The sequence below is a fragment of the Ralstonia sp. 24A2 genome (assembly GCF_051783885.1).
GTDB lineage: Bacteria > Pseudomonadota > Gammaproteobacteria > Burkholderiales > Burkholderiaceae > Ralstonia.
Window position 1 is genome coordinate 1,909,934 of record NZ_JBPVZD010000002.1, and the last position, 21,919, is coordinate 1,931,852.

The window sequence follows — 21,919 nt, forward strand, 5'->3', positions numbered from 1 at the left end:
GCGGGCAGGTAATATGACTCAGTACTCCCGCGCTTCCGCACATCCATCCAACGTGGCGGCGCCGCATGCGGTGCGCCACTCCCCGTCGCCGCTCAAGCGCGCGTGGCGGCGCTTCAAGCAGCATCGATTGGGTTACTGGAGCCTGATCCTGTTCGTTGTGCTGTTCGTGCTCAGCATGGGCGGCGAGCTCATCTCGAACGATAAGCCGCTGGTGGTGAAGTACCACGGCACGTGGTATTTCCCCATTGTGAAGACCTATCCCGAGACGACCTTCGGTGGCGACTTCCCGACGCCCACGGACTACCTCGATCCGTACATCCGCGACAAATTCAAGGAGCCGGGCAGCTTTGCGATCTACCCGCCCAATCCGTATTCATACGAGACGCTGAACTACTTCTCGAAGGAGCCCAACCCTGCGCCACCCTCTGCCGAGAACTGGCTGGGCACCGACGACCGCGGCCGTGATGTATTTGCGCGGTTGCTATACGGCTTCCGGGTGTCGGTGCTGTTCGGGCTGGCGCTTACGCTGATCGGCGTGGTTGTCGGTACGCTTACCGGCGCGCTGATGGGCTTCTTTGGCGGGCGCTTTGATCTGTGGGCGCAGCGGCTGATCGAGGTCTGGAGCTCGATGCCGGAGCTTTACCTGCTGATCATCTTTGCATCGATCTTCACGCCGAGTCTCGGACTGCTGATCATCCTGCTGTCGCTGTTCGGCTGGATGAGTCTGTCCGACTATGTGCGCGCCGAGTTCTATCGCAACCGCTCGCTCGACTACGTGAAGGCCGCGCGGGCGATGGGGCTGTCCAGTTGGCAGATCATGTGGCGCCACATCATGCCCAACAGCCTGACGCCGGTCATTACATTCCTGCCGTTCCGCATGAGTGCGGCCATCCTGGCGCTGACCAGCCTTGACTTTCTCGGCCTGGGCGTGCCGCCATCCACGCCCAGTCTTGGCGAGCTGCTGGCGCAGGGCAAAGCCAATCTCGATGCATGGTGGATTTCGCTGTCGACCTTCGTGGTGCTCGTGCTGACCCTCGTGCTGCTGACCTTCATGGGCGACGCGCTGCGCGACGCCTTCGACACGCGCCTGTCGTTCGCGCAGCTGCGCGCGCGCCAGAAACCGACGGTGGTGAAATGACCCGCGTCGATCTGCGTTCCTCTGCGCCCAAGTACGACGGCCCGCTGCTGCGGCTCGATGACCTGTGCGTGCACTTTGAATCCGAACACGGCGAGACCACCGAAGCCGTCAAGAATGTCTCGCTCGACTTGCATGCCGGCGAGCGTTTCGCGCTGGTGGGCGAGTCGGGCTCCGGCAAGTCGGTCACAGCGCTGTCGATCATGCGCCTGCTGGCCGACGCGCAATACAGCGGCCGCATCCTGCTCGAAGGCCGCGACCTGCTGGCCGTCAGCGAGCGCGAGATGCGTGGCCTGCGCGGCGCCGACGTGGCCATGGTGTTCCAGGAGCCAATGACGGCGCTCAACCCGCTGTACTCCATCGGCAACCAGATCGTCGAGACGCTGGAGTTGCATGAAGGGCTGGATAAGCGCGCCGCCAAGGCACGCGCCATTGCGTTACTGGAGCGCACGGGTATTGCCGAGGCGCCGCGCCGTTTTGATGCCTTCCCGCATCAACTCTCGGGTGGCCAGCGCCAGCGCGCGATGATTGCCATGGCGCTGGCGTGCTCGCCCAAGTTGCTGCTGGCAGACGAGCCGACCACCGCGCTGGACGTGACCGTGCGCATGCAGATCCTGCAGTTGCTGCGCGAGCTGCAAGGCGAATTCGGCATGGCCATCATGCTGATCACGCACGACCTGAACATGGTGCGTGCCTTCGCCGAGCGCGTTGGCGTGATGGAGCGGGGCGTGCTGGTCGAGGCCGGTGACACTGCAGCCGTATTCGCTGCCCCGCAACACCCGTACACCGTGCGCCTGCTGGAGAGCCGCCCGCAGCGCGACGTGCTGCCGCTGGTGCCGCTGGCGCCCGTGCTGCTCGAGGCCGACAAGCTGACGGTGACCTACGAGCGCCATCGTCCTGGGTTTGCCGGCTGGTTCCGCACTGATCCGTTCACCGCGGTCGATGCCGTCTCGCTGCAATTGCGCGAAGGCGAGACGCTGGGCATCGTCGGTGAATCGGGCTCCGGCAAGACCACGCTTGCGCAGACGCTGCTCGGGCTGCAGACGCCCAAGGACGGTGATCTGCGCTTTCTTGGCAACTCGCTGCTGCGCATCTCGCGCGATGAGCGCCGCGCGGTGCGTGCACGCATGCAGGTGGTGTTTCAGGACCCTTATGGCTCGCTCTCGCCGCGCATGACGATCGAGGAGATCGTCGGCGAAGGGCTCGCGCTGCACCAGCCGCACGTGAACCCGACCGAGCGCCGGCATCGCGTGATCGAAGCGTTGCGCGAAGTGGGGCTGGATCGCACGGCGCTGGGGCGCTATCCCCACGAGTTCTCTGGCGGACAACGCCAGCGCATTGCCATTGCGCGCGTGCTCATCCTCAAACCGCAGGTGCTGGTGCTGGATGAGCCGACTTCAGCACTCGATGTGTCGATCCAGCAGCAGGTACTGGCACTGCTTGGCGCCCTTCAGAAAAAGTACAACCTGTCGTATCTATTCATCAGCCATGACCTCGCCGTCATCCGTGCGATGTCTCATCGCGTGATGGTGATGAAGGACGGAAAAGTGGTGGAAGAGGGCGATACGGAAGCCGTGTTGGCATCACCCTCGCACCCCTACACTTGCAAGCTGATGGCCGCCGCCTCGCTCATCCCGTCGAGGGATAACCCGTAAAAACGGTCGGAAGCGCCCCAGAAAGGTGCGGTTTTGACGGGTCTGCGTTGTAAGAGTGCGCTTCTAAAGTCATGTCTAAGTACCTGATTCGCATATGAATTCAGGCAAATTTGTAACGACCTTTGACAAGTCAATGTGTCACTTTTATCATCCTGCGAGATTGTTTTGAGCAGGATTCGGACGCGTCTCATTTGCATTCACGCATAAAGAGCCGATCATTCCGACTTTCCCAGGAGAACCGATGCAGCACTTCGTACTTCATTCCATGGCGCGCCTGGCGGTAGGGGTTGTGATCGGCTGCGGCGTGATCGTGTCGAATGCAGTGCAGGCTGATACGGTCTTCAAGGACACGGAAGTTCGTGCCGACGCGAAGCCGGAAGCCAAGCCTGGTCTCATCTCCAACGTCATGACCAAAACCGGCGACGTCGTCATGAACGCGCTGGGCATGATTGGTCTGCGCTACCGTTTTGGCGGCAACACGCCGGAATCGGGCCTCGACTGCAGCGGCTTTGTCCGCTACGTCTTCAACGACACCTTTGGTTTCCTGCTGCCGCGCCGCGCTGTTGAAATGAGTCGCGTTGGCACCAGCGTCGACATGGCCGAACTGCGCCCCGGCGACCTGGTGTTCTTCAACACCATGCGCCACACGTTCTCGCACGTCGGCATCTACATTGGCGACAACAAGTTCGTGCACGCACCGTCTACCGGCAGCAAGATCCGCGTGGATGACATGACCGCCTCGTACTGGGTGACGCGCTACAACGGTGCACGTCGCATCGAGAGCAGCTCCGGTACCCCGATCAAGGAAGGCGCTGACAACTTTGTCGAGCAGCTCAAGCGCGTGGATCCGAATGCCGCTGGCAAGCCGCTGGCACTATACGGCGGTTGATCCGCTCGTCTCCAAACAAAAAAGACCGCTACGGCGGTCTTTTTTGTTGCCCGTCGAGCCTGCGTCAGTGTGCCGGCAGCGGGGCGGTCACGGCGGTCTGCGGCAAGCGCAGCTTTTCGCGCAGCAGGGGCATGGCGGCCTGCGCGGCTTGCTCGCCGGCGAGGATGGCCTCGTTGCGCGCGGTAAAGTCGCTGCCCTTCACAAACGGCAAGGACGGCGTGATCACCACATCGGCTTGTGCCAGCTCAGTCTTGTTGATGCTCTGGCCCATGATGGCCGTCGTCTGCAGCAGCATGCTGGCCTGACCCGAGACCGCCTGGTTGGAGGGGTCTGCCGAGATGTTCACCGCAATTACGAACGTCGCGCCCATCTGCTTGACGTACGAGACCGGCACCGGTGCCACCAACCCGCCATCCACATACTGACGGCCGCTGATCGTGACTGGCTGGAACACGCCAGGAATGCTGCACGACGCGCGCACCGCCTGGCCGGTATTGCCGCGGCGGAACAGGATCGGCTTGCCGCTGGCCAGATCCGTGGCGACGATCCCCAGCGGAATGCGCATCTGTTCGATGGTCTTCTGCTTGACGAGGCGGTTGATGTACTTCTCCAACGCCTCGCCCTTGAGCCAGCCGCCGAAGCGCGTGCCGAACGGCAGGGCCCAATCGGCAATCATGGCCTCGTCCATCTTGAGCGCCATGCGGTTCATTTCCAGGCCAGACATGCCCGACGCGTAGATGGCCGCCACCACGCTACCGGCGCTCGTGCCGGTAACGAAATCGATCTGAATGCCTTGTGCCTCCAACATCTTGATGACGCCGATGTGCGCGAAACCACGCGCGGCACCACCACCCAACGCCAGCCCAATGCGTACCGGCGGGGTGGTGGCTTGGGATGTGGGCGGCAGCACGGCCGTCTGCGGTGTCACGGGTGTTTCAGTCTTGCCGGACGAAAAGCCCGTCACGGTGCAGGCGGAGAGCAGGGAGGCGCCGGTGGCGCCCAAAAAGAGGCGGCGTTGCATGGATTGACTTGGAGGGCCCAGGTGCCGCGCGAAGGTGTGCGGCCGGCCGCCATTGTGCCAAAGATCGAGGGCAGGCTGCGCGCGCCGCTGCCGTCAGTCGTGAATCCAGAGATGGAACTTCCCGTCTCCCGTTTTGACGACCCGTGCGTCGAAGTTGGGGCCATCGGTGAATTTGAGGCCTTTGCGCCAGTCGTGCACATCCGCCACATTCGGCGTGTTGCCGCATTCGGCAGAGCTTTTGACTTCCGCGCGCACTCTGAGATCAGCCTTTCTGGCAATGCGAAAGTCTTCGACGGCGCCGGGTTTGATAAAGCGAGCGTCCTGCTGATTCCAGGGCATCAGGCTAACGGCGCTGTAGACCGTGATCCAGGCACAGTTGTTGGTCTCGTTCTTGACTGAGATGTTGAGCGCGAGTGCCGCGGTCGATGGCAGGGCGAGCGCAAGCAGTACGGCAACTGGAAGCGGTGTACGCATCGTTGACTCCAATGGCGATGTTGGCGATGCCGGTTTCCGTGCGGCGTTGTTTTCGGCGGCATCAAAAAAGGCACCTCGCGGTGCCTTAGGTTTTGGGACGCAGGGGGTCAAGGGTTGTGCCAGTGCCCGCCCGACGGATCACCCCGCAAGTGGATGGAGTCGTAGTCCGTCTTGGTCAGGTATTGGTTGGTCGTGGTCGTCCAGCGGTGCGGTTCCGCGGTCGGATACTCGGCGAGCAGCTTGTACTTCGAGCCGATCGCATAGAACCCTGACGTGAACTCGTGGCTTTTGCCCTTATCCACGTTGCCGTAGCCGATCTGCTGGCCGAACGGATCGTAGATCGTCACCCAGATGTTCTGGTCTGAGTCATTGAACACTTTGAAACCAGCCATGTGCTCTGCTCCTGAAGGCGTCGCTTGAGAGCGATCTTTGAAGGTTAGGGCTTGATGTGGCGGATCTCGGTCAGATGTGCTCCGCCCGACAGCGGCTTGTGCACATAGACCAGTGCCGGGAATTGCGTGTGCGGCGTGATGTAGGTGGTCGTGCCGGTGCACAGGAAGGCGTAGTTGGTGCCAGCAACCACCTGCGTTGCAAAGGCCGTCGGGGTGTATTGCACACCCACGAGATTCCCGATGGCCTCCTTGAGTACCGCCTTGGCTTCGGCAGTGATTTCATAATCGAATTCGGTCCAACCGCCAACGATTTGCGTCATGGTATTGACTCCTAGAAGGTCGCATTGAGAGAGAACCTGTTGCCGTTGCGACCGACAGCCGCAGGTTGATAAGACCGTTTCCCGAGTCTCAAAAATCAGCGTGAATATCGGTGATGCGGTACCCGGTGTCTGTAGAACAAAGGCGCTACAATCGCCGGCCCTGAACCGTCGTACATTTATTTCCCCATGGAAACTGCACGCACCGATTCAGCCCCGCCGCATATTCGCGTCGCCATCGTCGAGGACGATGCCGGTTTTCTCGCGGCAGTCAGTCATGCAGTGAATACGGCGCCGGATATGCGGCTGGCCGGGCAGGCCGGCACGCGAGCCGAAGGGTTGGCGATACTGCAGGGGGCTCCGGTGGATGTCTTGCTGGTCGATCTGGGCTTGCCGGATGGCTCTGGCATTGACGTCATTCAGGCAGCCGCGCAACGCTGGCCTGGCTGCAGCATCATGGTCAGCACCAACTTTGGCGACGAGACGAACGTGATGCGCTCGATTGAGGCCGGCGCGGCGGGTTATCTGCTTAAGGACAGCTCGCCGGCGCGGATGCTCGATGAGATCCGCAGCCTCGCCAGCGGCGGCAGCCCGATCAGCCCGATCATTGCCCGGCAGATCTTGGCCCGTTTTCGCCAGGGTGGCGGAGGGGCACGCGAACTGGCTGCCGCGGCGCCGGATCTGCTGTCGGCGCGTGAGAAAGAGGTGCTGGACCTCATCACCAAAGGCTTTACTGCGCAGGAAATCGCCAAGCTGATGCAGGTGTCCCACTTCACGGTGCGCTCATTTGTGCGCCGCATCTATAGCAAGCTCAAGGTGACGTCCAAGGCGGAAGCTATTTACGAAGCGAGAAAGCTCGGATTATTGGACGATTAACGCGTTAACTTTGATTTCGGTTTTTTTTCGCGAGGCCGCCCATGTGTCATTCCCCCTTTCGAGGGGGTAAAACGCAAACTCGATTTGATGTCGCCGGCGATATGCTTGCGGCATGAAAATCCTGCCCGCCTCTCTGTTCGCCAACGCCGTATTTGTTTTATCGCTGGCATTGCTGATGGCGGTGGGCGCCTGGTATCTGGAAGCGGATGGCCGCCAGCAGCCCGACGCTGCGCTGCATTTCACACAGGCCGATTTGCTGACGGTCGATGCACCGGATCGGACGCCGCCGCCTGCAACGGTGGACAGCAAGACCTTGTCAGGCGCCTGGCAACCTGTTGCGTTGCCCTATGCGCTGCCATTCCCTCTGTCCGACGCGAAGGCCGATGGCGCAGGCGGCGTCCGCACAGACTGGTACAGACTGCCCGTACCTTGGTTGCCTGACCCTGGTCGGCCGCTGGCGCTGTACGGCGTTCGCATCAAGACCGAGGGCACGATCGCCGTGTATGCCAACGGCCGGCTCGTGCAGCGTGCGCAGGAACATGGCCCGCTATGGAACAGCTTGTTCACGCCGCAGTGGGTGGTGCTGGACGGCGCGGCAGACGACGCGCCGCTGACGGAAATCCTGATCCGCATCCAACATCCGCCGCATACTCGGGAAGCCGTCTCCTCGTTCTGGCTTGGGCCTGCTGAAGCCTTGCGCGGGCGCTACTACCTGCGGCAATGGCTGCAGCGGGAACTGCCGGCGACGCTCAGTGCGGCGTTTCTGGCGGTGGGCGTCTTTGCGCTGTTTGTCTGGTTCCGGCGCGGTCATGAACGCCGCTATCTGCTGTTCTTCCACCTTGCCGCCGTCTCGTTTGCAGGGCATCTGCATTACTACGCGGGCTTGCCCATCGTCAGCGACTGGTTTGCCTGGCTGACCAGCAACGCGTTGTTCTGGCTGCTGGCGGTCATCCATCTGTTCATGCGGCAGTTGCACGGTCGCCGGCTCATATGGCTGACTCGCGCCGTGATCGGCATACCGCTGGTGGTCAGTGTGCTGTCGCTGCCGGCGGTGGGCGTGTTGCCGGTCTATCCAAGCACGTCGATTCTCGTGCCGCTGATCTACGGCGTTGCCGTTGTGCAGGGCGTGGTGGTTAGCGTGGTCGGGGCCACCTGCTCTTGGCGGCGCTCGGCAGATGGGCTCCTGGTTGCCGCGGGCCTGAGCGTCTGCACGCTGCTGGGGATGTCGGAATGGCTGCTCTATAACAATGTGATCAGCGTGGAAGGCTGGTTTCTCGGCGCGTATGCCAATGCCGTCACCTTTGGCGTATTCGGCTTCCTGATGTATCGGCGCTATATCAGCGCCATTGTGGAGGTCGAGCAGGTCAACGCGAATCTGGCGCATCGCCTGCAAGCGCGTGAGGCGGAGCTGGAAGAGAGCCACCGCCTGTTGCGCGAGGCCGAGCTGCGGCAAACCATCAGCGACGAGCGGCAGCGCCTGATGCAGGACATGCACGACGGGCTTGGTGCATCCCTGATCAGCGCGATCCGTTCGGTGGAACGCGACGGCGTGAGCGATCTCAAGGTTTCGCAAATCCTCAAGGGTTGCCTGGACGATCTGAAGCTGACCATCGATTCGATGGAGCCCATCGAAGCCGACCTGCTGCTGTTGCTGGCCACGCTGCGCTTTCGCCTAGAGCCTCGGCTGGAAGGCTCCGGCATCGCCCTGCGATGGGAAGTGCAGGAGTTGCCCGCACTGCCGTGGCTGGACCCTTCCAGCGCGTTGCACATCCTGCGCATCGTGCAGGAGAGCATTGCCAACATCCTGCACCACACCCGCGCCAGTGAGATTCGCGTGGCCACGGCATGCGTGGGGGAAGGCGTAGCCGTGAGCATTGACGACAACGGCGAGGGCTTTGACGTCAAACGGGCGCTGGGCACTACCACCGGGCGGGGCTTGCACAATCAGCAGCGCCGCGCCCGTGCCATTGGCGGCACGGTGGATTGGCGTTCAGGGCCGGCGGGGACGCACTTCACGCTGTGGCTGCCGCTGGCCCGGTAAGCCATCGGCCGGCGACGCCAACTGCGCGATCCCCATGCGAACGCGACGGCAAGGGAGTAGGGCGCGGTTGCTATAATTTGCGTTTTGACAGAGGCCGCTGATGATCCCATCGCGCGGCCTTGTTCATTCCGCCATTCCTATGACTCAGCGCGTCCGCACCCGTTTTGCCCCCAGCCCCACCGGCTTCATCCACCTCGGCAACATCCGCTCGGCTCTCTATCCCTGGGCCTTCGCTCGCAAGATGAAAGGCGATTTCATCCTGCGTATCGAAGACACCGACGTCGAGCGCTCCAGCCAGGAAGCCGTCGATGTGATCCTGGAAGCGATGGACTGGCTGGACATGGACATCGACGAAGGCCCGTTCTATCAGATGCAGCGCATGGACCGTTACCGCGAGGTGATTGCCCAGATGGTCCAGCAGGAGCTGGTCTACCCCTGCTACATGAGCACGGAAGAACTGGACGCACTGCGTGACGCGCAACGCGAGCGCGGCGAAAAGCCCCGCTACGACGGCACATGGCGCCCCGAGCCCGGCAAGGTCCTGCCGACCCCGCCGGCTGGTGTGCAGCCCGTGATGCGTTTCAAGAACCCCATCGGCGGCAGCGTGGTGTGGGACGACGCGGTCAAGGGCCGCATCGAAATCTCCAACGATGAGTTGGACGACCTCGTCATTGCGCGCCCGGACGGCACGCCCACGTACAACTTCTGCGTGGTCGTCGACGACATGGACATGCGCATCACCCACGTGATCCGTGGCGATGACCACGTCAACAACACGCCGCGCCAGATCAACATCCTGCGCGCACTGGGCGGCACGCCGCCGGTCTACGCCCACCTGCCGACCGTGCTCAACGAGCAGGGCGAGAAGATGAGCAAGCGCCACGGCGCCATGAGCGTCACTGGCTACCGCGATGCCGGCTACCTGCCCGAAGCCATCGTCAACTACCTCGCCCGCCTGGGTTGGGCACACGGCGACGCCGAGATCTTCTCGCGCGAGCAGTTCGTCGAGTGGTTCGACCTGGAGCACCTGGGCAAGTCGCCAGCGCAATACAACCCCGAGAAGCTCGCCTGGCTGAACAACCATTACATCAAGCAAGCCGACAACGCGCGCCTGGCTGATCTGGTGAAGCCCTTTATCGAAGAGCTGGGTGGCAAGGTTGATGGTGGCCCCGTGCTGGCGGATGTGATTGCGCTGGTGAAGGACCGGGCCAATACGCTGCGCGACGTCGCCCAGACCGCGCTGCTGTTCTACCGCGCCGATCTGGTCATCGAGCCGGAACTTGCCGCGCAGCATCTGACTGACGACGTGCGCCCAGGTATTGGCGCGCTGGCCGAGAAGCTGAGCGCGCTGCCCGAGTGGAGGCGCGAGGCCATCGGTGCCGCCTTCAAGGAAGTGCTAGCCGCGCATGGCTGGAAGATGCCCAAGCTGGCCATGCCGGTGCGCCTGCTGGTGGCCGGGCAACTGCAAACGCCGTCGATCGACGCAGTGCTGGAACTGTTCGGCCGCGACGTCGTTCTGCGCCGTTTGGCAGCGTGATGCGTGCACCGCAAAAAAATTTGCGAAAGGGTATTGCCAAGCGCTAAACACTTCCCCTATACTCTTGTTTTCGCTGCAACACGAAGCGAAATGCAGTAAGAAGCAAGCAGTAAAAGGCAGTACCCAGAGTAGTGCATCGGGGCTATAGCTCAGCTGGGAGAGCGCTTGCATGGCATGCAAGAGGTCAGCGGTTCGATCCCGCTTAGCTCCACCAAAATGCCGGAAGATTCGATTCAAAAAATTAATTTGAAAAGAAGCTTCCAAAACGCAAAGAAGTACGTTATGATAGCGGACTTCGCAGCGTAAGACGGAAAGCGTTGCAAAACAGTTTCTGTCCCCTTCGTCTAGAGGCCTAGGACATCACCCTTTCACGGTGAGTACAGGGGTTCGAATCCCCTAGGGGACGCCATAACAAGAGCTTAACCAGAAGCTCATTCGCAAAGCCAGTCTCTAGCTGGTTTTGCAACCGACACGGAGCGGTAGTTCAGTCGGTTAGAATACCGGCCTGTCACGCCGGGGGTCGCGGGTTCGAGTCCCGTCCGCTCCGCCAAATCAAAACCCGCTGCTTGCAGCGGGTTTTTTCTTTTGCGCTTCCGATTCAATTGCCGTGATTGCCCCTGTGCTTTAAAGCTGGGGCAACTCGTTGTTTAACGTGCGGCTTTAATTGGCGGTGCGGCTGACGCGATTGAAATAGCTGACCAGCAGGGCGCCGGCCACCATCAGGCTCATGCCATTGGCTGCCCAGAAGCCTGCGGCACCACGCAGTGCTGCGGCACCGTCTCCCAGAAGCCCGAAGCCGAGCGCATAGCCACCACCCAAACCAACGCCCCATAGCGAGAGCGCGTAGATGACGGTTGGGATCAGCGCGATCTTGTAGGCGCGCAGGATGAATGCGGCCATCACCTGCAGCGCGTCGAACATCTGATAGAACGCGATGAAGGGCAGCAGCGGAACCGCAATCGCCAGGACGGCCGCGTCATGCGTGTACAGGCGGACCAGATCGTGGCGGAGGATCAGTACCGCAGTGCCGACAATGGCTGCGCATATCGCTGCCAGCTTGATACCGTTCAACGAGATGCGTCGCGCTGCCACGCGATCACGGGCGCCAATCGATTGTGCTGCCAGCGTAGAGGTCGCAATCGACAGCGACAGCGGCACCATGTACGCCACTGCTCCGAGGTTGGCGGCAATCTGGTGCCCGGCCAGCACTACTGTACCCAGCCGTGCGATGAAAATCGCCATCAGCGTGAACGAGGTGATCTCGATCAGATAGGTAAAGCCCATCGGCACACCCAGGCGAATCAGCGCCCAGAGCCGCGCACGATTCGGCAGTGAGAACTGCGTGAAGATCTCGAACGGTTTATATGCCGGATTGCGCATCAGGATGACTGCGCCGGCGGCAAACCACAGCCAGCTGATGATCATGGAGGCCAGCGCGCAACCTGGGCCGCCCATCGCCGGGATGCCCGTGCCGCCGTACAGGAACAGCGCGTTGAGCGGGAACTTGAGTACGAGGCCCCCGAGCTGCAGCACGGTCACCATCACCGGGCGAGACAACGCGTTGTTCAGTGCCGAGTAGATCCTGAAGCCGAGCGCCGCGGGCAGCGCCAGTGCTTCATAGCGCAGGTAGGCAGTGGCTTTTCCTGTCAGCTCTGGTGACGCGTTTGCCAGATGGAGCAGCGGGGCGGGAAACCACAGGAGCAGCATGCCGATAGCGGCCAGCACCATCCCGAGCCAGATGGCCTGGCGGACTTCTTCACCGATTTCGCTGTGCTTCTGCGCGCCATACAGTTGTCCGGCGATAGGCGAGAGTGCTTGCAGCACGCCCATCAGGCTGATGTAGACGGTGACGTAGATGGACCCACCAAGCCCAATGGCCGCCAGATCTGCCGCAGAAGCGCGCCCGGCCATCGCCGTGTCGAGTACACCGAACGCGATCACGGCCAACTGGCCAATCAGAACTGGCCAGGCCAGCGCGGTAATACGGCGGACATCAGAGAGGAACATTGGGCGCTGCCGGTGTTACTGGCGCAGCTTGCGCCGGCGTGAGGTGGAAGGGGTTGGCGGCGGATGCGTGGCGGCGGCGGCTTCCGTCAATTGGTACATGCGGAAGTGCTCGTCGCGGTCAGCGGGGCGGCGGCCTTCCCAGATCAGGCGCCATTCGTAGTTCGAGACGCGCGAAGGGGCGCCGTAGTCGTACGGGTCGTGGCGCAGCAGGACGTCGCAGTTGTCTTCAGGACTGCCGAAGCGGATATGGCCGAAGTAGGCAAACGAGGCGAGCTGTGCATCGCCCATGCGAATTGGCTGCACGCATGTGTAGGTGCGTGGCAGGGCCAGCGCGGCCGACTGTGCGACGTCGCGATAGGTCTTGGCGTAGTTGATGGTGGGCAGCCACAGCGTCATCATCAGCACCCACATCAGCGTGGTGCCGGCGGCTGAGATCACCACTGCGCGCCAGATGGCCTTGGGTGCGCGCGATGTGCGCCATACGACGATGAGCACCCACGCTACCGTCACCAGCAGCGCGCAGGCCAGCGCTGTCCAACTGAACTCGGGGCGATAGCCCGGCACGATGCGGAACACGTTGCGTGCAAGCTGCGGCGGAAAGCCTGTCATCTTCGCAATCCACAGCAGCCACACCGTGCCGCCCAGAACGGTGAAGGCCAGCAGGGCAAACCAATCGATCGCACTGATGGCGCCCCGCTTGAGCGTGGGCAACGCAAATGTCGCCAATACGGCCATCGGTGGGATGAGCAGCAGGAAACCGTCGTCACCTGGCTGCTGTTGCATCAGCAGCAGGAGCAATTGCGGCACCAGCACCGCCAGCGGCAGCGCGATATGCGGCGCGGTGCGCATGCCGCTCCAGCTTTTCCAGGCCCACGCAGCCAGCGGCCATACCGGCCAGGCGAACAGCGGCAGGTTGCGCGCAATGTAGCCAAGCGAATGGGTGGTCGGGCCGGCGTACTGGTGACGGTCGAAGCGCGCCCACTCGCGCACAAAGGTCACGACATCGTCCGGATTGGCGGCGAGCAGGTACGCCATGGCTGGCCACGAGCAGCCGAGCGCCAGTGAGGCGGGGAGCGCCAAGGTCAGCAACGGGCGCAGAGGCAGCACATGTGTGGCTCGCGCAGTGGCGAGCACGGCAACGGTGATGCCCAGCGGAAGGATCGGCCCGCCGGCGAGCGCCAGGCAGCCAACGCCGATGCCGTAAGTGAGGCTGCCTTGGACGGGTTTGTCCAGCGCGCGGATCAGCCCGTACACCGTCACCGCAACAAAGCACAGCGAGCCGACCAGCGGCGTGGTCTCATGGCCGCGCTGCGCCAAGCCCACGCAGGCGAGGAAGATCAGCAGCGCGCCGTCGGCCAGCGTACGGCCGTAGTCACGCGAGTTCGGTTGTCCGCCGAAGACGAATTCGAAAGGCTGGACTTCGGCGCGGCGGCCGAGCAGGTAGGCGCCGTACCAGATGCAGGCGCAGGTGACAAAGAAGAAAAGCGCAGTCGCCAGGCGCGATGCATCTGACGGGCCAAACCACTGGCCGAATACGCGGATGAACGCGCCGCCGATCCAGAACACCAGCGGGCCAGCCTGCACGACCGGACGGCCGACAATGTTCGGCATCAGCCAGTCTTGCGCGTTACCTGTGGCCAGCGTCCACATTGCGCCGAAACCGGCGGCGTCTTCGTTCTTCCACGGGTCGCGTGAGAACAGGCCCGACAGGCCGTAGATCACGCAGATGGCAAGCAGCAGCCAGCGCGGCAGCTCACGGGTGGCGGCGGCAGTCAGGCGGATGCGCGAGACGCGTGTGGTGTTCATCGGGTGTCAGACCGGGCGGACCCGGCCGCAGTTGCACGGAGGCGTGCAGATCGTAAAGAGCCGCGGCAGGTGAGAGGCCTGCCATTGTGCCGAGAAACAAAAAAGGCAGCCGGAGCTGCCTTTTTTCTGACCAGTGAGACGGGTCATGTGGTGAGCCGTCTCCGGCGCCGGTATTACTTGGCAGCCTTGCCGATCTTGCTGCCGAACTTGTTGCGGAACTTCTCGACGCGACCGGCCGTATCCAGAACCTTTTGCTGGCCCGTGTAGAACGGGTGCGATTCCGACGAGACTTCGATCTTGGCCAGCGGGTATTCCTTGCCGTCCAGCGTGATCATTTCCTTGGTCTGGATGGTCGAGCGAGTGATGAACTTGAAGTCGCTGGACATGTCCTGGAACACGACTTCGCGGTAATTCGGGTGAATGCCTTCTTTCATGATGGGCCCTGGTGTTGAGGTAGCCAACTCGAGACGCGCTTCAGGTGCTCTGGTGAGAAACCGCACCGTGCGACCAGCCGTCGAGTCACTTGCCGGGTGGAGAAACGGCAATTATGCCAGAGAAACAAGGGCTTGGGCAACGCACGGGTTGCAAAATCCGTGGCCGCCACGCGTCAAAAAGCGACGTATTGGACGCTTTCCCGCCATTAACGGATCAAGGCGCTGCCAGGCGCTCGATGGTGAGGACGCCGCGCCCGTCCAGATCGAGGGTTTTGCTGTCCCCCACGCGCAACGAGGTGTCCAGGTTCAGCGTCCACGTGTCGATCTTTGCTGGGGTTTGCGCGTCGGTGGCGGGCTGGAAACGGTGCAACGTGACCTCGATCGACAAGGGCTGGAACACGACCGATACGGCCAATGGGCGTAATGTGACGTCTACGCCTGTTTTTGCCCAGCGATGGCGTATGAATTTGCAGGTGTTGGTGTCACAGCCAAGCGGAATGGTGTCATCAGGCTGGCCGGCGGCGAACTGCGCTTCCCATTCTGGGCGCGGCATCGTGTCGCCGACATCGTATGTGTGGGTGCGCTCCAGTAACGTGACGTGCTGGGCCGAGGTGGATAGATCTGCTGGCAACGTTAGCCGCTGTGTTTCCGATCGACCCTCAAGCTGCGCCGTCACGCTGAAGATGAGCGGCACGGCCGACTGTGCAAACACGGCACCTGCACCGAAGCGCAGCGACAACAGCAACAGAACGGCGTGAAGTGCGCGGCGTGTCGTCATGACGGGAATCCTTCCTGGCGTTGCTCGGCAAGCAGCATGCGCCGTGCCGGGTCCTGCAGGTAGAACGCCTGCAGCAACGCGTACAGCGTGGGCAGCGTATCGAGCAGCGAAGCCGGTTCAACAAAGAACACCTCAGAGGCCACCGCGAAGAATTCCGCTGGATGCTGCGCGCCGTACGGGTCGAGCAGCGAGAGAATGGGGTCGGCATCCCAACGATATTCCGGAGTTTGCTCGCAGCGATCTGCAAAGGCATCGTATTCGGCGTAGAGGTCATTAGCCCATTGTTCGCGGTCGATGCCGGCATGCAGGCGCGAGGAGAACGCCGGAATACCGTCCGACTCGCCGTTGAGCATGTCGAGCTTGTGGGCGAACTCGTGCATGACCACGTTGTACGGCTGGGCGCCGGGCTCGGCCAGGGCGCCGCCCAGCTCGATGTCTTGCCACGAGAGGATGACCGGGCCGTGCTCCCACGCTTCGCCGGCGGCTTCTTCGCGCACGTTGTGCACGACGCCATCTTCGTCCATCACCTCCTTGCGGATGACGAACTCGCCGGGGTAGATGACCACGCCGCGCCAGCCGCGATACCACGTGATGCCCAACTCCAGGATCGGCACGCTGGCCTGTGCGGCAATGCTGATCACCATCTCGTCGGTGAGCGGCAGGTCGTGCGCGGTGGTGAATTCCTTCTCAGCGATGAAGAGCGTGGCCGTTTCATGCAGGCGCGCGAGGTCGACCTCGGGCCAGTCCAGCAGAAAGGGCAGGCCGGCAAGCGCGCGCGACCAATGCGTGTCGGAGATGGCGTAGCGCGCCAGACGCCGCGAACGCGCGCGGCCTGAGAACCAGCGGAAGACGGACGAAAGCATGCGACCAGTATATCGGCGCGTGCTTGCGTTCCTGGTGGGGTCAGGCTGCCAGAATCAGGCCACAGACAGCAGGCGCGCGCCACGCTGATTGGCGACGTACACGGCTTCGGTGCGACTGCGGACTTTCAGGCGCCGGTACAGCGTGCTGATATGCGCCTTGGCCGTGGCCTCGGAGATGTTCAGCATGCGGCTGATGGTCTTGACCGGGTGTCCGCGCGAGAGCAGTACCAGAATCTCGTACTGGCGTGGCGTGATGCCGAGCAGCTTGGGATCGGTTTGTGGATCACCGGCAAGCGCGGGGTTGGGTGCGCCGTCCAGGCGCGATTCCGGCAGCAGGGCACTGGCCGGGATGTACTGCCCACCCACCAGCACCAGCTCCAGCGACGCCGCGATGACCTCGCCCGGCGAATGCTTGAGCGTATAGCCCGACAAGCCCATCTGCATGAGCGTTCGGATGATGTCGGAGGATTCGGACTCGGCCAGCACGACCACGTGGCGCGCGTGCGGCCGGTGCATGATCTCGCCGATGGCAGAGAGCTCGTCCAAATGTGGGAGCGGCAGGCCGATCACCAGCAGGCCCGCGTCGGCATTGGCTTCGATGGCGTCAAACATGCCGTCGTCCGGTTCGACGACAGTGACGCCGGTGACGCCCTTGAGCGTCCGCAGCAGGTGCGCAATGCCCGTACGCACCAACGGATGGGCTTCGATCAAAACAGTGTTCATCGTTGTTCTCGACCTGTTACCGATCTTGCGAACATCCTTCGTCGCCCCAAGCGAGAAACAGGCCGGAGCAGACCCCCGTTCCGAATCATTTTAGTGGCGTATCACGAAAATGACAGACGCCACGGCCATGCCTCGGGACTCTCGTTGACGCGTTCTGGCTACTGTAGACCAGTGTTTGCCAGGGCGCGTAATTCACTCAAGGGAAGCGGTTCGACCCTTCGGCCGGGTTTTGCGGCGATGGCTGTTTCGGCCATGACACAAAAACACGCGCCAAACCGGAGCGATTCGTCTTCCACGTGCTGAATATCCCGTAAAAACAAGGCTTTAATCGTCTTGGCACGGATGTCGCTCTACCGTCATTCGGGGAGGAGCGAGCCATGCCAACATCCGCGCAGCGCTGTGCTCGACGTTTGCCGTTCTGGTGGACGATCGATGTGACCGGAATGGTCGCGAGTCATGCGGCCATGGTCGTCATGGTGCCGGCGCTCGCAGAAGACGGCGACATCATCAGGCAGCGCGCATTCGCGCCGCGTATCGCCTATCGAGGCGTTCCCACCGATACGTTGCCGGTGCGAACCGCGCTCGGTCCTTATCCCACCCGCGCATTCGATCTTTCCATCGCTTCTGTCATGTCGGTGCTCTCCGACGGCGAACTGAGTACGTCGCATGCGTGGCTTAACAATCCATCGCGCGGGGGGCAGGGCGCAATCCCCCCGGAAGTGGGGGGTGGGCGGCAGGCCGATGCCATGCTCAACGCGCATCAGGCGGATCTTCACAGTGTGTGCGGGCAGGGCACGCCAGCCATCGCAGGTGCAGTCGTTGCAGGCAAGCGCATGCAGTGTTATCAGCCGTATTTGGGGACAGTTTTGAAAGCCGCGCTGTTAAGCCATCCGAGCGTCGCTTTTACGTTGATTTGCAGCGTCGCAGCACGGTCCCAGGGGGCCCGGTTTAAGGGCATCTGTGACGAAGCTGACGCTTGGGGTGCGGGCGGATGTACCGCCGTCCATCGGCTGGCGTGGCCCGGGGCACGGTCAACGTGTCTCGCAAGCGTCGCGTTGCCGCAACGTGCTTGTCGGCGCCGAACATCCATTGCATTCACGCGGGGTCACCAGATTGAACCACCCGCTGGCGCCGCGCTGCCGGACGTGGTGGCGCAGACGAGGAGTGTCACGTCCAACGCTTTCGTGCTCCGTCCCCCGGCGGGCACTTTTTTATAACGGCAATTCAGGAAGGGGAGATCGATATGCAAGCCAATCTGACTGCTTTTGCTGCCTTGGTGCCACCGCTCATACGGTGACCAGGATTGTGTTGGGCGACCAGCTTCGCGCATGGGTTGCCTGTCGCACCACGTATTGAACCGGGCGGGCGCCCAAAACAATCGGGGCGCAGCACGCAGGCTACGCCCCGACACGGTGAGGAAGGCCAAACGATGGGATCAAGCAGAGGCCGGATGCAACGGATGTTCCGCGCGGATGCCGTGCTTCTGCATCAGCCGATACAGCGTCACGCGGGAGACCGCCAGCTCGCGCGCCGTCATGCCCATGTGAAAACCGTTGCGGGCGATGGCCGTGCGGATAGCATCGGATTCCGCACCTTCCCGTGCTTCTTCCAGCGTCTGGCCCGATACGGATGCATAGCCTTCCAGGTGGAGGTCTGCGGCGGAGATCTTGCGGTTGTCGGTCATTACCAGCGCACGGCGCACGCGGTTGATCAGCTCTCGCACGTTGCCCGGCCACGGGTAATGCATCATCGCGTGCAGCGCGCAGGGCGTGAAGCCGCGGATGCGGTGCGAGGCTTCGCCGGCGTGCTGCGCGAGGATGTGCTCGGCCAGCAGGACGATGTCGCTGCCGCGCTCACGCAGCGGCGGTACCGACAACGTCAGCACGCACAGCCGATGAAAGAGGTCGGTGCGGAACCCGCCGTGGTGCTGGGCGGCTTCCAGGTCAACGTGCGTGGCCGAGATGATGCGGATGTCCAGCGGAATCGCCTGATGTCCGCCCAGCCGTGTGATGGTGCCTTGTTGCAGGAAACGCAGCAGGCTCACCTGGCTTTCCAGCGGCAGATCGCCGATTTCATCGAGGAACAGCGTGCCGCCGTTCGCATGCTCGACCCAGCCGATATGGCGTTGGTGCGCGCCGGTGAAGGCGCCTTTCTCATAGCCGAACAGCTCGGACTGAATCAGGTGCGGCGGGATCGCACCGCAGTTGATCGCGATGAACGGGCCGCTCGCACGGGCGGAGGCTTCGTGGATGGCCTGGGCGGTCAGCTCCTTGCCGGTGCCCGATTCACCGGCGATGAAGGCCGGTGCACTGTTCTGCGCAACCTTGCGGATGGCGCGGAACAGGTTGTGCATGGACGGGCATTCCCCCAGCATGCGGGCATTGTTCACCTTGGGGGCCGGCGCGACCTCCTGCGCAAGGGATGCCATGCCCCATGCATGGCGCAGGGAATAGGCGGTCTCTTCGGTGCGCAGCGGCATCTGCACGTAGTCGACGCAGTAGTCGCGCACGAGTTGGCGCACGCGCTCATGCGTCAGCATGGCGGGCGGCAGCGCGGCCACCCAGCCCACGTGTGACACCTGCATGCAGCGTTCAAGCAGATCCAGCTCGGCGGCCGAAAAGGCGCTGCTGAAATCGATCAATCCGGCCTTGGGTACACCGTCACGAATGGCGCAGCCAAGCTCACGCATCGACGTTACACGCCGCACGTGCCAGTCTGCCCCCAGAATTGTTTCGTCGATCTCCCCCATCCCCGCACGTGACGCGACTACGACGGTTCGGCACGCACCAGTACATTCCAGCGACTCTTCGCGCATGGTTTCCCCCGTTCGATTTTTGGTGATTCCCTCCTGCCAGTGACCACGCGGCTCAGCCCAGGCAGGTTTGCAGTATGGTTGCCGGGTTCCGCTTTTGCGATGACGTTTAAGGACGAGGGGTGCAAACGGTTGCGCGCGCTGCTTGTAATGCAAATGAACTAGCGAGTTTCACAAAGCTGCCGGACAAGTTCGCTCAAAAATCAAGCGATTGGCCCGGCAACAAAAAAGCGCACCGTTTCGGGTGCGCTTCTCTGTACGTACGGGGGCAGTCTGGAGAGACCTAGCCGCCGCGTCGCATCATGTCGAAGAACTCGGCGTTGTTCTTGGTCGACTTGAGTTTGTCGAGCAGGAATTCCATCGCCTCGACTTCATCCATGTCGTGGATGAACTTGCGCAGAATCCACACCTTTTGCAGGATGTCCGGCTTGATCAGCAGTTCTTCACGGCGCGTGCCCGACTTGTTCAGGTTGATGGCCGGGTAGACGCGCTTCTCGGCCAAGCGGCGCTCCAGGTGCACTTCCATGTTGCCGGTGCCCTTGAACTCTTCGTAGATCACGTCGTCCATGCGGCTGCCGGTTTCGATCAGCGCCGTGCCGATAATCGTGAGCGAACCGCCTTCTTCCAGATTGCGTGCGGCGCCGAAGAAACGCTTCGGGCGCTGCAGAGCGTTGGCATCCACACCGCCGGTCAGCACCTTGCCGGAGGTCGGTACCACGGTGTTGTAGGCGCGAGCCAGACGCGTGATCGAGTCCAGCACGATCACCACGTCCTTCTTCAGCTCGACCAGGCGCTTGGCCTTTTCGATGACCATTTCGGCCACTTGCACGTGACGCACGGCCGGTTCATCGAAGGTCGATGCCACCACTTCGCCGCGCACGGTGCGCTGCATTTCGGTCACTTCTTCCGGGCGTTCGTCGATCAGCAGCACGAACAGCTCGGCTTCCGGATGGTTCGTCGCGATGGCGTGCGCAATGTGCTGCAGCATCACGGTCTTGCCGGACTTGGGCGATGCCACCAGCAGTGCGCGTTGGCCGCGGCCGATCGGGGCGATCATGTCGATGATGCGGCCGGTGATGTTCTCTTCGGCCTTGATGTCGCGTTCGAGCGTGAGCGGCTTGTTCGGGTGCAGCGGCGTCAGGTTCTCGAACATGATGCGGTTCTTGACCGCTTCAGGAGGCTGTGCGTTGACCTTGTCGACCTTCACCAGCGCGAAGTAGCGCTCGCCGTCCTTGGGCGTGCGGACTTCGCCTTCGATCGTGTCGCCGGTGTGCAGATTGAAGCGGCGGATTTGCGACGGGCTGATATAGATGTCGTCGGTGCTGGCCAGGTACGAAGTTTCTGGTGAGCGCAGGAAACCAAAGCCGTCGGGCAGCACTTCGAGCGTGCCGTCGCCGAAAATCGTTTCCCCCTGTTTCGCCTTCTTTTTCAGGATGGCAAACATCAATTCCTGTTTGCGCATGCGCTGGGCGTTGTCAATCTCCAGCTGTCCCGCCATTTCCAGCAATTGGGACACGTGCAGGGATTTCAGTTCTGTCAGATGCATAGACGAAAGAATGGGAAGGGCCCGAACGGGCAGCGAAACGAGAAACGGGGGGAGGGGGAAAAGGTCGAGCGAACGCTCGGGGAAACAGATTGGCTGCAATCTTAGCACAACGCTGGCGGGCTTCCAGGCGGAAGATTGCCAGCGCGTGCATTTGCGGCGGGATGCGCTCCGCGCCGCGGTCGAATATCGACTTACAGGTGGCTATCCAGGAATGCGGTGAGTTGCGACTTGGACAAAGCGCCCACCTTCTGGGCGGCCACCGCACCGTTCTTGAACAGGATCAGCGTCGGGATGCCGCGAATGCCAAACTTAGCCGGCACGCCTTGGTTCTCATCGACGTTGATCTTGGCGATCTGCACCTTCTCGCCGTAGTCCTTGGAGACTTCGTCCAGGATCGGGGCGATCATCTTGCACGGACCGCACCATTCAGCCCAGAAATCGACGAGCACGGGTTTGTCGGACTTGAGCACATCGGCCTCGAAGGACGCGTCGCTCACATACTTGATCTGTTCGCTCATGGCGGGAACCTCTGTTATTTCGTAAAAGCTGGCGGCGTGCGCCGAACCCATACATTACACGATTACGCGAGCCGGCGTGCATTACGGCCACTGCC

Annotated in this window: 20 protein-coding genes and 3 tRNA genes; 10 read left to right on the forward strand and 13 right to left on the reverse strand. The window is 62.2% G+C overall.

The window, feature by feature from the left end; all coding sequences use genetic code 11:
- Nucleotides 1-13: 13 nt before the first annotated feature.
- The 3 genes from ACS13N_RS13825 (at nt 14) to ACS13N_RS13835 (ending at nt 3,679) form a co-directional block, all read left to right on the forward strand.
- The gene (locus tag ACS13N_RS13825; RefSeq protein ID WP_438932166.1) at nt 14-1,138 is read left to right on the forward strand and encodes an ABC transporter permease; all 1,125 of its coding nucleotides are present in this window, start codon (nt 14-16) and stop codon (nt 1,136-1,138) included.
- A complete protein-coding gene (locus ACS13N_RS13830; protein WP_438932167.1) occupies nt 1,135-2,790 on the forward strand; it encodes an ABC transporter ATP-binding protein in 1,656 nt (551 codons plus the stop codon). Before ACS13N_RS13825 ends, ACS13N_RS13830 begins: the two co-directional genes overlap by 4 nt.
- 241 nt (nt 2,791-3,031) lie before the next feature.
- Entirely contained in the window at nt 3,032-3,679 is a 648-nt protein-coding gene (locus ACS13N_RS13835) for a C40 family peptidase (RefSeq protein ID WP_438932168.1), read from the forward strand.
- A 64-nt stretch (nt 3,680-3,743) separates the two neighbouring features.
- On the opposite strand, the gene ACS13N_RS13840 is transcribed toward ACS13N_RS13835, so the two are convergent.
- The 4 genes from ACS13N_RS13840 to ACS13N_RS13855 all read right to left on the reverse strand — a co-directional run bounded on the left by ACS13N_RS13840 (nt 3,744) and on the right by ACS13N_RS13855 (nt 5,886).
- Nucleotides 3,744-4,700 carry a patatin-like phospholipase family protein gene (locus ACS13N_RS13840; RefSeq protein ID WP_438932169.1) on the reverse strand — a complete coding sequence of 319 codons (957 nt, stop codon included), beginning with the start codon at nt 4,698-4,700 and terminating at the stop codon, nt 3,744-3,746.
- Between the two features lie 93 nt (nt 4,701-4,793).
- Nucleotides 4,794-5,174, reverse strand: coding sequence for a hypothetical protein (locus ACS13N_RS13845; RefSeq protein ID WP_438932170.1), 381 nt, complete (start codon nt 5,172-5,174; stop codon nt 4,794-4,796).
- Nucleotides 5,175-5,281: 107 nt separating this feature from the next.
- Complete coding sequence (locus ACS13N_RS13850) at nt 5,282-5,566, reverse strand: hypothetical protein (RefSeq protein ID WP_438932171.1); 285 nt, start codon at nt 5,564-5,566, stop codon at nt 5,282-5,284.
- A 44-nt stretch (nt 5,567-5,610) separates the two neighbouring features.
- Nucleotides 5,611-5,886, reverse strand: a complete 276-nt coding sequence (locus tag ACS13N_RS13855) for a hypothetical protein (RefSeq protein WP_438932172.1) — start codon at nt 5,884-5,886, stop codon at nt 5,611-5,613.
- A 186-nt stretch (nt 5,887-6,072) separates the two neighbouring features.
- On the opposite strand from ACS13N_RS13855, the gene ACS13N_RS13860 reads away from it, so the two are divergent.
- The 6 genes from ACS13N_RS13860 (at nt 6,073) to ACS13N_RS13885 (ending at nt 10,887) form a co-directional block, all read left to right on the forward strand.
- Nucleotides 6,073-6,759 carry a response regulator gene (locus ACS13N_RS13860; RefSeq protein ID WP_438932173.1) on the forward strand — a complete coding sequence of 229 codons (687 nt, stop codon included), beginning with the start codon at nt 6,073-6,075 and terminating at the stop codon, nt 6,757-6,759.
- A gap of 112 nt (nt 6,760-6,871) precedes the next feature.
- A complete protein-coding gene (locus tag ACS13N_RS13865) occupies nt 6,872-8,800 on the forward strand; it encodes a sensor histidine kinase (RefSeq protein ID WP_438932174.1) in 1,929 nt (642 codons plus the stop codon).
- 139 nt (nt 8,801-8,939) lie between these two features.
- Nucleotides 8,940-10,337: a glutamate--tRNA ligase gene (gltX, locus tag ACS13N_RS13870; RefSeq protein WP_438932175.1), complete on the forward strand. Its 1,398-nt coding sequence runs from the start codon at nt 8,940-8,942 to the stop codon at nt 10,335-10,337.
- Between the two features lie 138 nt (nt 10,338-10,475).
- Nucleotides 10,476-10,551 (forward strand) — tRNA-Ala (locus tag ACS13N_RS13875).
- 119 nt (nt 10,552-10,670) lie between these two features.
- Nucleotides 10,671-10,746: transfer RNA gene (locus ACS13N_RS13880), tRNA-Glu, on the forward strand.
- Between the two features lie 64 nt (nt 10,747-10,810).
- Nucleotides 10,811-10,887: transfer RNA gene (locus ACS13N_RS13885), tRNA-Asp, on the forward strand.
- Between the two features lie 110 nt (nt 10,888-10,997).
- Here ACS13N_RS13885 and ACS13N_RS13890 read toward each other — a convergent pair.
- The 6 genes from ACS13N_RS13890 to ACS13N_RS13915 form a co-directional block, all read right to left on the reverse strand.
- Nucleotides 10,998-12,344, reverse strand: coding sequence for an MATE family efflux transporter (locus tag ACS13N_RS13890; RefSeq protein ID WP_438932176.1), 1,347 nt, complete (start codon nt 12,342-12,344; stop codon nt 10,998-11,000).
- A 15-nt stretch (nt 12,345-12,359) separates the two neighbouring features.
- On the reverse strand, nt 12,360-14,150 hold the full coding sequence (locus tag ACS13N_RS13895; RefSeq protein WP_438932177.1) for an ArnT family glycosyltransferase: 1,791 nt from the start codon (nt 14,148-14,150) through the stop codon (nt 12,360-12,362).
- A gap of 173 nt (nt 14,151-14,323) precedes the next feature.
- Nucleotides 14,324-14,584 carry a type B 50S ribosomal protein L31 gene (locus ACS13N_RS13900; protein ID WP_004626237.1) on the reverse strand — a complete coding sequence of 87 codons (261 nt, stop codon included), beginning with the start codon at nt 14,582-14,584 and terminating at the stop codon, nt 14,324-14,326.
- A 214-nt stretch (nt 14,585-14,798) separates the two neighbouring features.
- Nucleotides 14,799-15,362, reverse strand: a complete 564-nt coding sequence (locus tag ACS13N_RS13905; RefSeq protein WP_438932178.1) for a hypothetical protein — start codon at nt 15,360-15,362, stop codon at nt 14,799-14,801.
- The gene (locus tag ACS13N_RS13910) at nt 15,359-16,225 is read right to left on the reverse strand and encodes a zinc-dependent peptidase (protein WP_438932179.1); all 867 of its coding nucleotides are present in this window, start codon (nt 16,223-16,225) and stop codon (nt 15,359-15,361) included. Before ACS13N_RS13910 ends, ACS13N_RS13905 begins: the two co-directional genes overlap by 4 nt.
- 54 nt (nt 16,226-16,279) lie before the next feature.
- Nucleotides 16,280-16,948 (reverse strand): LuxR C-terminal-related transcriptional regulator, encoded by a 669-nt coding sequence (locus ACS13N_RS13915; RefSeq protein ID WP_039596076.1) that lies wholly within the window; start codon nt 16,946-16,948, stop codon nt 16,280-16,282.
- A gap of 377 nt (nt 16,949-17,325) precedes the next feature.
- Here ACS13N_RS13915 and ACS13N_RS13920 point away from each other — a divergent pair, with 377 nt between their 5' ends.
- Nucleotides 17,326-18,165 (forward strand): hypothetical protein, encoded by an 840-nt coding sequence (locus ACS13N_RS13920; RefSeq protein WP_438932180.1) that lies wholly within the window; start codon nt 17,326-17,328, stop codon nt 18,163-18,165.
- Between the two features lie 218 nt (nt 18,166-18,383).
- On the opposite strand, the gene ACS13N_RS13925 is transcribed toward ACS13N_RS13920, so the two are convergent.
- The 3 genes from ACS13N_RS13925 to trxA all read right to left on the reverse strand — a co-directional run bounded on the left by ACS13N_RS13925 (nt 18,384) and on the right by trxA (nt 21,824).
- Nucleotides 18,384-19,763, reverse strand: a complete 1,380-nt coding sequence (locus ACS13N_RS13925; RefSeq protein WP_438932181.1) for a sigma 54-interacting transcriptional regulator — start codon at nt 19,761-19,763, stop codon at nt 18,384-18,386.
- 280 nt (nt 19,764-20,043) lie between these two features.
- Nucleotides 20,044-21,306 carry a transcription termination factor Rho gene (rho, locus tag ACS13N_RS13930; RefSeq protein ID WP_039596074.1) on the reverse strand — a complete coding sequence of 421 codons (1,263 nt, stop codon included), beginning with the start codon at nt 21,304-21,306 and terminating at the stop codon, nt 20,044-20,046.
- Between the two features lie 191 nt (nt 21,307-21,497).
- A complete protein-coding gene (gene trxA, locus ACS13N_RS13935; RefSeq protein ID WP_004626253.1) occupies nt 21,498-21,824 on the reverse strand; it encodes a thioredoxin TrxA in 327 nt (108 codons plus the stop codon).
- Between the last annotated feature and the right edge of the window lie 95 nt (nt 21,825-21,919).